The sequence below is a fragment of the Aeromicrobium sp. genome, from assembly GCF_014378035.1.
Taxonomy (GTDB): Bacteria; Actinomycetota; Actinomycetes; order Propionibacteriales; family Nocardioidaceae; genus Aeromicrobium.
Window position 1 is genome coordinate 1 of the sequence record NZ_JACMOM010000170.1, and the last position, 9,525, is coordinate 9,525.

Annotated in this window: 10 protein-coding genes; 4 read left to right on the forward strand and 6 right to left on the reverse strand. The window is 67.0% G+C overall.

The window, feature by feature from the left end; genetic code table 11:
* Positions 1–70 precede the first annotated feature (70 nt).
* Positions 71–340, forward strand: a complete 270-nt coding sequence (locus H7290_RS08890) for a hypothetical protein (protein ID WP_290513660.1) — start codon at positions 71–73, stop codon at positions 338–340.
* Positions 341–370: 30 nt separating this feature from the next.
* On the opposite strand, the gene H7290_RS08895 is transcribed toward H7290_RS08890, so the two are convergent.
* From H7290_RS08895 to H7290_RS08920, 6 genes are all read right to left on the reverse strand, one after another.
* Positions 371–622 (reverse strand): hypothetical protein, encoded by a 252-nt coding sequence (locus tag H7290_RS08895; protein WP_290513661.1) that lies wholly within the window; start codon positions 620–622, stop codon positions 371–373.
* Between the two features lie 150 nt (positions 623–772).
* Positions 773–2,338, reverse strand: a complete 1,566-nt coding sequence (locus tag H7290_RS08900; RefSeq protein ID WP_290513662.1) for a glycosyltransferase family 39 protein — start codon at positions 2,336–2,338, stop codon at positions 773–775.
* A gap of 38 nt (positions 2,339–2,376) precedes the next feature.
* On the reverse strand, positions 2,377–3,423 hold the full coding sequence (locus H7290_RS08905; RefSeq protein ID WP_290513663.1) for a phosphatase PAP2 family protein: 1,047 nt from the start codon (positions 3,421–3,423) through the stop codon (positions 2,377–2,379).
* 110 nt (positions 3,424–3,533) lie between these two features.
* Positions 3,534–4,037 (reverse strand): GtrA family protein, encoded by a 504-nt coding sequence (locus H7290_RS08910; protein WP_290513664.1) that lies wholly within the window; start codon positions 4,035–4,037, stop codon positions 3,534–3,536.
* The gene (locus H7290_RS08915) at positions 4,024–4,785 is read right to left on the reverse strand and encodes a polyprenol monophosphomannose synthase (RefSeq protein ID WP_290513665.1); all 762 of its coding nucleotides are present in this window, start codon (positions 4,783–4,785) and stop codon (positions 4,024–4,026) included. Before H7290_RS08915 ends, H7290_RS08910 begins: the two co-directional genes overlap by 14 nt.
* A 13-nt stretch (positions 4,786–4,798) precedes the next feature.
* Positions 4,799–6,361: a hypothetical protein gene (locus H7290_RS08920; protein ID WP_290513666.1), complete on the reverse strand. Its 1,563-nt coding sequence runs from the start codon at positions 6,359–6,361 to the stop codon at positions 4,799–4,801.
* A 91-nt stretch (positions 6,362–6,452) separates the two neighbouring features.
* On the opposite strand from H7290_RS08920, the gene H7290_RS08925 reads away from it, so the two are divergent.
* The 3 genes from H7290_RS08925 to H7290_RS08935 are packed head-to-tail and all read left to right on the forward strand — an operon-like array spanning position 6,453 to position 9,306.
* Positions 6,453–7,115, forward strand: coding sequence for a response regulator transcription factor (locus H7290_RS08925; protein ID WP_290513667.1), 663 nt, complete (start codon positions 6,453–6,455; stop codon positions 7,113–7,115).
* Positions 7,112–8,422, forward strand: a complete 1,311-nt coding sequence (locus tag H7290_RS08930; RefSeq protein ID WP_290513668.1) for a HAMP domain-containing sensor histidine kinase — start codon at positions 7,112–7,114, stop codon at positions 8,420–8,422. Before H7290_RS08925 ends, H7290_RS08930 begins: the two co-directional genes overlap by 4 nt.
* Before the next feature lie 53 nt (positions 8,423–8,475).
* A complete protein-coding gene (locus H7290_RS08935) occupies positions 8,476–9,306 on the forward strand; it encodes a hypothetical protein (RefSeq protein WP_290513669.1) in 831 nt (276 codons plus the stop codon).
* Positions 9,307–9,525 lie beyond the last annotated feature (219 nt).

Here is a 9,525-nt window from a genome sequence, read left to right on the forward strand (position 1 = left end):
GCCGCCAGTGTGTCGGCGGCGTCAGTGCCGACAGGTTCACCTGGTCGAACATCTGTTCTACTCTTGCTCGATGGGATTCGTCGATCGTGACCCGAAGCCGAAGCCTCGGGCGCGCGAACCCGTTCGACACGTGTGGGTTCGCCAGTCCCGCGAGTACGGCAGCCTGAAGCCGTGGGCCGGCTTGTTGATCGAGTGGCGCAAGGACGAGTCGGGCAGCTGGCTCGCGCTCGTGGCCGTGGTCTCCGGCGGTGTGGGCAACCACATGGGAGTCTGCTGGGTGGCCGGCGACCTGCTCATCCCGTCAGATGGTCGGGAGCCGGTCGATCCCACGCCGCGATGACCCGCGGCCTGCCAGTGAGTGTTGGTGGGGCTACTCCCCGTCCCACTCCTCGAGGATGCTCTTCTTGACGAGCTCAACCTGGATCATCAGCGCGCCCAGAAGTTCTTCGAGGTTGGGCGGCTCGGTTGTGCGGAATGCCCAGCCGGTGTCGCCGTCGGGGTCCGCGACCTTCACCATCACGAACGCGCTGAGGGCCCTGTCACCATCAGCGAGCGGATGGATCGTCAGTCCGTTCAGGACCTGACCTACGGGCATGCGGGCTTCTTCGATGTCATCTGCCATGGCGCCAACCTACTGTGACGTTGCTGGGACCAGCGTTGCCTCACCCGTCCCCTCCCCGCTGAATGTGACGTTTCTGCTGCTGGATCAGCGTTTTGACAGCCGAAACGTCCCACTCAGCGGACGGGGTGGGCGGGGCGGGCGGGCGGACGCCTACTGCCAGAGGTATTCGGCGCCGTCGGACGGATTGCGCGAGGCATCCGGTCCGAGGTGCCTGGGCAGGTCGAGGGTCGCGCACGTGGCTGGCGGCGGCGCCTTCAGCGGTCTTCCCGACTCATCCTTGCGGATCATGATCGGTTTGCCACAGATGTTGTCGACCTGGACGTAGTGACTGGCGATGAGGCGGCGGGTCTCGCCCGACCTGTCGAGGCCGAACGCGGTCGGCTCCTGCCACTCGACAATCCAGGTCGGTCGCCGAGAAGACGATCTCAGCATGGTGCGCAGCTGCCTCTCGGCATCGGGAAGCGCCCGCACCATGGTGCTCCAGGCGTACGGATAGTTGGAATGCATGTCGGCGTAGTAAAGAAGGTTGGCGCGCGCATAGAGCGCGTAGAGACTGTCATCGGGGCGCGAGTTGTCGCGCAGGTAGGCCGACACGGCAAGTGTGCGCTGCTGCGGTGGATCGACCGACTTCAGTGTCGCCCCGACGGCGACGTTGCCGAGCGCCAGCAGGACGAGGACCGCAGATGTCGCGACCGCGAGGATGCGTCGGCCCGTCACGGCCAACGCACATCCGGACAGCACCGCCAGAGCCGCGACGGGCTGAATGAAGTAGTGCGGGAAGTAATTGCCGCCACCGGTGATGCCGATGAAACCGACGACGAGCCACGCCCCCAGCGGGAGCACGAGCTGCGGGTCGGTGCGGTGCTCGAAGAGCCAGGACGCCGCCCACGGGAGCAGAAGCACGCATCCGGACACGATGGCGATCGGGAGACCCAGGTGCACGAGCATGTAGGTCGCACCCTGCTCGGACCGGTGCAGCAGATTCAAGCTGTCGAGGCGGAAGCCGACCACGGCGTAGACGAAGGCCTTGACGCCCACGGAGTAGTGGGCGAACCAGGCCAGGGTGACCAGCAGGGGCGTCAGCACACCGGCAAGCCACATCACGATCCACATCGCGCGAAAGCCCGACCGCTCACGGGTCATCCAGCTGACCAGCAGGAAGATCGCGCCCGCCACGACGACTTCGCCGAACGACTGCTTGATCAGCAGCGCACACGTGGCCAGGAACCCAGAGACGAAGAGCCATCGCCCCGGCTGGCTTGAGTCGCGTGCCCGCACGAGGGTGACGATCGAGAACGTGACGGGGACGCTGGCCAGCAGCTCGTTGCCGGTGAAGACTGCACCCAGGACCACGGACGACGTCATGACGGCAGTGATCGCCCCGGTGATGCGCGCGGCGCGGGCCCCGCTGATGCGGTGCGCGATCGCCATCGTCGCGGCGACGAGCATGATCGCCGCCACCATGCCCAGCACGCGAATGCCGCGGTCACCGCCGAGCACGCCGATCTTGTAGAGGAGGACGAGCAACGGTGGTCGGTCGAGCCACGAGCCGCCGTACATCGACCCTTGGGTGGTGCCCCAGGCGCGCGCGACGAACGCATCTCCCCCTTCGTCGATGCCGAGCGGGACATTGATGAACGGCGTGCGCAGGACGACGGTGATCGCGGAGCAGAGAAACCACCAGCGAACCATCGAGCCCTGCGGTGGCGTCAGCATGCTGGAGAGTGCCCGTGCAGGCCTTCGCGTCATGACGTTCATGGCGACCCGCGCCCGTGCGGGTAGGTCGTGAGACGCCCGAGCCGCACGGCAAGGTAGGCCACGAGGAGCCCGCCCGGGATGTCGATGACGAAGTGCCAGCCGAGGTAGACCGTCGAAACCATGACCGCGAGGAGGTAGACGTACATGACCCGCACGGCCCAGGTGAAGCCGTAGTAGCGCAGCATCAGCAAGATCATGAAGGTGAAACCCACGTGCAAGCTCACGAAGGCCGAGATGCTCGCAAACGAGTCTGCGGCCGCCGGATGGTCGAGCAGCTGAGCGCGTTCGGCCATGTACTTGGCCTGGGTGGCGGTGATCGACGTGGGGTCGAGTCCGGCGAACTCCTTGGGTGCCGACGCGAACGGCCCGAGCGTCGGGATGAGGTAGTAGGACGCCACCCCGAGGATCCAGACCCAGATGGCTGAGCTGAGAAAGACGAAGCCGTCGCGGATCCGGTCGGCGAACACCAGCGCGGCAACGAAGGAGATCGGCACGATGACAGAGAACGACTCGTAGATCACGCCGATGACATGAGGGGCGACCTGGCGTCCGAAGAGGTCGTGCAGCAGGACCGCCGGACTGTGGCCGAAGAAGAGGTTGCGGTCGAGGCTCAGGAGCCGGTCGTCGTGACCGCCGTTGAAGGCCACCCAGCTCTTGAGGTTGCGGTAGCAGGCGTAGGCGAAGTGGTAGGTCAGGAGCCCACCGACCGCCACGAGCACCCGGTCCGCCGGCCAGCGCGACTGCAGCATCGCCGCAGTGTTCCTGACCGTCCAGTTGCGGCGACCGACACGCATCGCCGCGTCAAGCAACGACAACACGATCAGCAACGCGAGTGACAGTGCGATGCGGGACAGGAAGATTCGTCCGCCGGGATCACGAAACGGGATGTCGACCTGGTGGGAACGCACGGCGGTGACCACGGTGAAGACAGCCACGACCGCCAGCAACCAGCCCAGCCAGCGATAGGGGCCGGTGTCGGGAGTGGAAGCGGAGGCGGTCGCCTGATCGCGTGCGGAAAGCGGCGGGGACGTGATGGCGCTCACCTCTAAATCGCGAAGATCTGACGGACAGGAAGTCGTGCGATGTTGCTGCGGGACAAGATTAGTGAGGCCCACGACGACCCGCTCATGGAACGAGGGCGACATAGCCGACGTCAGTGCCCGGCTGCGTGCATCGACGCCAACCCATCATAGGGTGGACGCCCGCGATCGATGGCCTCGATACCCGTGGCGAACACGAACCGCTTGTATGACCAGTACCGGAATGCCGTGCCCAGCGCGAGGCCGACGACGTTCGCTGAGATGTTGTCGGCCAAGCGACTGGTCAACCCGAGGAAGTCATGGGAGATCGACAGGGTGACGATGGAGATGCCCAGCCCGATGAGGTTGAACAGCACGAAGAGCGAAACCTCGCGTCGACGATCGCCCGCAGGTGCGCCGCGCCAGGTCAGTGCGCGGTTGCCGACGTACGTGACGACCATGGCGAGCGCGACGGCCAGCAACTTGGCGATCGAGGGGTCGGCGGCCGCCAGCGACGGCAGCGATCTCAGCACGTTGAACGCTGCGACGTCGACGATGTAACCCACGCCGCCCACCGCGAGGAAGGTCATGATCTCGGGCGTCATGAGCCGCGCCACGAACTGGCTACACCGCGACATCATGTCGTCCGTCCACCGCGCGCGGCACTAGGACATTGGCTTCGTGCCTGAGCTCGTTCCAGCGCCACACCAGCACGAGCGCAACTGCCTCGCGGACGATGCCGGCCGACATCTTCGACTGACCTGTCGTGCGGTCAGTGAAGGTGATCGGCACCTCGGTCGTCGTGAGGCCCAGACGGTCCGCCCGCCACGTGTTCTCGATCTGGAAGGAGTAGCCGTTCGACTGCGAGTCGAGGGCACCCAGGGTCAAGAGGGCTTGCCGGCGGAAGGCCCGGAACCCGGCGGTCGCGTCGTGCACCTCGAGTCCGAGCAGAGCGCGGACGTAGGTGTTGCCAGCCCAGGAGATGAGACGGCGCCCGACGCTCCAGTTGTCGACTCCGCCGCCGGTGACGTACCGGGAACCGATGGCGATGTCGGTCGTCTCGAGCGCGGCAACCAGCTCGGGGATCTTCGCCGGCGGGTGCGAGAGGTCAGCGTCCATCTGCACGATGACGTCGTAGTCGCGCTCCACGGCCCACGCGAAACCGGCCCGGTAGGCCGCACCGAGACCGTCCTTCTCCGCGCGGCTGAGCAGGAACACGCGGTGGAGGTGAGATGGATGAGCCTCCACCAGCGCCCCGGTGCCATCCGGGCTGCTGTCGTCGACCACGAGGATGTCCGCGTCGGGTGCCGCGCTCAGGGCGGCGTCGGGAACCGCCTCGACCCCGGAGGCCTCGTTGTAGGTGGGAATGATCACGACGGTGCTCATCTTGTGCGCTCCTTCATCTTGCTGTGGTCGAGGCTGTTGGTGGGGAAGTGTCGAGTGGCGCGCCAGTGCCGCGGCACGAACCTTCGACACGGGGAACGGGGCGAACGATGCCGTCGTGCAGGTAGACCGTCCGGCCGCACACCAGGCCGACCTGGCGGTAGTCGCGGCTCAGGATCTTGCCGGTCCGCGCCGTGTCCAGACCCCAGGTACGCAGGTGCCCCCACGAGACGAACCAGGTCGGAGCGGAGGGTCCGGTCAGCACGGCGTCGAGCTGGGTGAGCTGGGGGTCGAGGGTCTTGATCGGCAGGCTCCACAGCTGCGCGTACGGCGATGACAGTCCCGAGGCCAGGGTGACGTCGGCATGACCCCACGTCGACACGATCGCGTCGCCGGGTTGCGAGACAGCAGCGATGGACCGCCCGACCGACTGACCGTCACTGCCCTGAGGTGCTCCAAGGCTGACCGCCCACCCGAGGACGGCTGCGGCGGCGACGTACGCGAGGACGGAACGCGCTCCCAGCGCTCGCCTTGCGCACAGCAGCCCGACCACAACGGAGACCGGACCGATCAGCTCGACGAGGTAGTGGTGCCAGTAGTTGCCGCCGACCAGCACCGAGGCGATGTCGAACAGGATCGTCGCGATCAGCGCCCAGGTGAGCACGTCGCGAGGGCGCCGCACGACCACGTCGCGCGCCAGCACCACGAGGAGAAAGATGAGTCCACTTGCTGCAGCGGCCCCGATCAGGACGAAGAGCCGAACTGTCGCGTGATGGCTCCCGCCTGCCGCCATCGCCTGCTCGGCGTGAAGGCGAAACGGGTACATGGCGTCGAACACGCCCACCAGGGACGTCCCGTGGATCACGGTCCAGCCGGCCAGCACGGTGCCGGCCGCCAGGGCGCCACCCGTTGCGGCGGTGAGCAAGGTGGTGAAGCGCTGACGGGAGATGTCCCCGCGCCATGTCGCGAGGATGAGAGCAACGGCTCCGAAGACGGCGACGTCCGCGAGGTTCTGCTTCACGAGCAGGGAGCACACCGCCAGAGCCCCCGCCACGGCGGCTGCGCCACCCGCCTGCCGACGGCTCGAGGCACGAAGGGCGACAATCATCGCTGCGATTCCGCCAAGGATGAAAGGGGCGGCAAGGAGCTCGCCGTTGACCCCCCGGCTGCCGAGAAGGGGGTTGATGCTCAGTGCGGCGGCTGACAGCGCGGCCCATTGCGCTGACTCCCTGCCCGCCATCAGACCCGCGACACGCGAGGCCCCAAGGACCAGCAACGCCGCAGCGACGCACCCGATCAGACGAAGCGCCGTGAGGCCACCGAGCGAAGCCGCAAGCCGGTAGATCGTGATGAGCAGGGGCGGGCGGTCGACCCAGTAGTTGCCGTACAACGACGTACCGGCACCATTCCATTGCGCACCGACAAGCAAGAAGCCTGCCTCGTCGGGGCCGGCTGCATGCCCGACGAAGGGAACCCGGCAGAGCACCGCTGCGGCGACCGACGCCGGGACGGTCCAGGTCGGGAGGCTGCTCAGACGTCGACCGAGTGGCCCCACTCGACGATCAGCCACGGTTGTCATGAGGCCAGAATGCGTGCACAAACCTGCACAAGACCTGACTGTCTTGACCACGAGATGCCGCTGGGTGCCCGCGGTGGTGCACCATGACGACATGACAGTTATCGGTATATGCGAGGACGATCGCGACGTCCGACATATGTTGACCGACGCGCTCAAGATGAACGGTCACGACGTCGTCATCGCACGCAATGGTCGCGAGGCCGTCGACAACTTCGGGCCGAACAGCGCTGTCGAGGTGCTCATCGTCGACATCGGGCTGCCGGACGCCGACGGACGCGATGTGTGCCAGGCCCTGCGCGCGAACGGGCAGCACTCCCCCGTCCTCTTCCTGACGGCTCTTGATGCGGTGCACGACCGGGTCGCGGGCTTCCACTCCGGCGGCGATGACTACGTCGTCAAACCGTTCGCGATCGCCGAGATCCTTGTCAGGATCCAGGCACTTGACCGCCGGCATCGGCGCACGGACATATCGGCGAGCGGCCTGACCCTCAACCCCGACAGCCTCTCGATGCAGGCCGGCGAGCACGAGGCGAGCCTCACGCCCACCGAGTTCAGGCTGCTTGCGGCGATCGCGTCACAGCCCGGAGCCGTCGTTCGTCGACGGGCGGCCGTGGCGGCCGCGTGGCCCGACGGAGCCATCGTCAACGAGAACACCATCGACTCGTACATCCGGCGACTGCGGGTCAAGCTCGCCTCCATCGACTCGCCCGTCGAGCTGTCCACCGTGCGTGGCGTCGGGTTCACCCTGCGATGAGGGCGCCCGGACGCACGTTGATCTCTCGCATCGTCTGGTCGACGCTGCTGGTCTCCGCCATCGCCGTGACGGCGATGATCGGCACCGTCGTGCTGGTGCTGTCGGCGCTGACCGAGAAGAACATCGACTCGCGCCTGGAAGACCGGCTGTCCGCCGTCTCAGCCACCGTCAGCGTCGGGGGTGACGGCATGGTGACCGCCCTGGAGACGGCCGACGACACGATCGACGACACCTCGTGGGTCTATTCCGCGGACGGCTCGCTCATCGAAGGCCCGCGCGCCGGACCACGGCTCATGGCCGCTGCCGAGTCACTCTCCGGGGTTCGCAAGGAAGCTCGGATGAAGGCCGACAACCGGAGCTTCATCGCGGCACCCGTGCGCCGCGACGGCAGCGTGCGGGCCGTCGTCGTGGTGGAGACACCGCTCGAGCCCTACGAGTCGACCCGCAACGAAGTGGTCCTCGGGCTCGTCGTCCTCGGGTTCGTCGTCACCGGCGGTGCCGCAGCCCTCGCAGCGTGGACCGTCAGGCGCACCCTCGCGCCGGTCACCTCCATGGCCGCTCGCGCCGAGGACTGGAGCGAGCACGACCTCGACTCCCGTTTTGACGCCACGGGCACCGGTGATGAGTTTGCCCACCTCGGTCGGACCCTCAACGTCCTGCTCGACCGCGTCGCCGGTGCGCTGCGCAGCGAACAGCAGCTCACGTCCGAGCTCGCCCACGAGCTCCGGACCCCGCTCACGGCGATCCGTGGGGAGGCAGAACTCGGTCTGATGGGTGACCCGAGCCCTGCCGTCTCCGAACGACTCGGCCGCGTCGTCATGCTGGTGGACCGGATGAGCACCACGATCGCGTCACTCGTCGCGATCGCCCGCGGCGACGCCCGGGCCGAGTCGCGGACCAACGCCGTCGCACTCGTGCTCGCGTCGATCGAGCACCACCGTGTCCCGACGCTCTCCATCTCGACCGAGGACGTCACGTCCGATGAGATTGCGGCCCCCGCCGAGCTGGCGCTCCGTGCCCTCTCACCCATCGTCGAGAACGCGCTCAAGCACGCCCGTACGTCAGTGACGTTCGCGGTCGCAGGCAGCGACCGGGTGGTGAACATCATCGTGAGCGACGACGGCGACGGCATCGCGCCCGACGACACCGAGACACTCTTCGTGTCGGGTCGGCGTGGGCCGGACAGCGACGGGGCAGGCCTCGGGCTCGCTCTCTCCCGTCGGGTCGCCCGCACCCTGGGCGGCGACGTGCACGTCACCTCGACGTCGAGCCCGACGAGCTTCACTCTCTCGCTCCCTCGCGTCTAGCCGTGACCATCCGATCAGGTTCGTGACAGGGTCCACGCCGCACGATCGACGTCATGAGCCAATCACCTGTCACCACCGACCGGTCGACCTCACATGTCGACCGAAGCGCGTGGACTCAAGTCCTGCTGAACAAAGTCCCCCAAGTCACTGCACTGTTCTGGGTGGTCAAGATCCTCTCGACCACCGTCGGCGAGACCGCTGCCGACTTCCTCAACGCCAATGTGGGGCTGGGCCTTTCGGCGACGTCCGCACTCATGGCGTTGCTGCTGGCCGCCGCACTGATTGTCCAGCTCTCGGCGAAGCGGTACGTCCCCGCCATCTACTGGCTGGTCGTCGTGCTCGTCAGCGTCGTCGGCACTCTCTTCTCCGACAACCTCGTGGACAACTTCGGGGTCAGCCTCTGGACGACGAGCGCCATCTTCGGCGCTGGACTCCTCGCGTCGTTCGTTGCTTGGTACCGGTCGGAGAAGACCCTGTCGATCCACACGGTCGTCACCCGCCGCCGTGAGGCCTACTACTGGCTCACGATCCTGTTCACCTTCGCCCTCGGCACGTCCGCCGGCGACCTCGTGGCCGAGAAGCTGGCTGTGGGTTACCTCCCGTCCGCGCTGATCTTCGGCAGTGTCATTGTCGCCATCACCGCAGCGTTCTACGTGCTCAAGGCCAACGCGGTGCTCGCCTTCTGGGCGGCGTACATCATCACCCGGCCGTTCGGCGCCTCGATGGGCGACTTCCTCACAGCACCGACCAAGAACGGCGGCCTGGGCCTTGGGACCAACGGCACCAGCGCCCTGTTCCTCGCGATCATCATCGGGTGCGTGACCTGGTTCACGATCAAGGTGAAGCGGGACGACAAGCAGCTCGCGGAGTCCTCCGCAGCCTGACCCAGCCCATCCACCACCCACCTCGACCTGCCCCGCTCGATCCTTCCCCTGGGGTCGGGCGGGGTTCCGGTCTCGACCGAGGAAATCACATGAACGCACATCCGGCATGACCGTGCTGGCACGCTCCGCCGGGGTCGTCGTCCCATCCACGTTGGTCGCAGCGCCGCTCGGTGGTGTTGTCGTCCTCGCCGTCGCCGCGCGCGAGCACGACGGCATCGC

Bases quoted from the DNA above. Each gene is read 5' to 3' on its own strand.
- H7290_RS08890 (WP_290513660.1), top strand. From the start codon at position 71: ATGGGATTCGTCGATCGTGACCCGAAGCCGAAGCCTCGGGCGCGCGAA.
- H7290_RS08895 (WP_290513661.1), bottom strand. From the start codon at position 622: ATGGCAGATGACATCGAAGAAGCCCGCATGCCCGTAGGTCAGGTCCTG.
- H7290_RS08900 (WP_290513662.1), bottom strand. From the start codon at position 2,338: ATGCTGACGCCACCGCAGGGCTCGATGGTTCGCTGGTGGTTTCTCTGC.
- H7290_RS08910 (WP_290513664.1), bottom strand. From the start codon at position 4,037: ATGTCGCGGTGTAGCCAGTTCGTGGCGCGGCTCATGACGCCCGAGATC.
- H7290_RS08915 (WP_290513665.1), bottom strand. From the start codon at position 4,785: ATGAGCACCGTCGTGATCATTCCCACCTACAACGAGGCCTCCGGGGTC.
- H7290_RS08920 (WP_290513666.1), bottom strand. From the start codon at position 6,361: ATGACAACCGTGGCTGATCGTCGAGTGGGGCCACTCGGTCGACGTCTG.
- H7290_RS08925 (WP_290513667.1), top strand. From the start codon at position 6,453: ATGACAGTTATCGGTATATGCGAGGACGATCGCGACGTCCGACATATG.
- H7290_RS08930 (WP_290513668.1), top strand. From the start codon at position 7,112: ATGAGGGCGCCCGGACGCACGTTGATCTCTCGCATCGTCTGGTCGACG.
- H7290_RS08935 (WP_290513669.1), top strand. From the start codon at position 8,476: ATGAGCCAATCACCTGTCACCACCGACCGGTCGACCTCACATGTCGAC.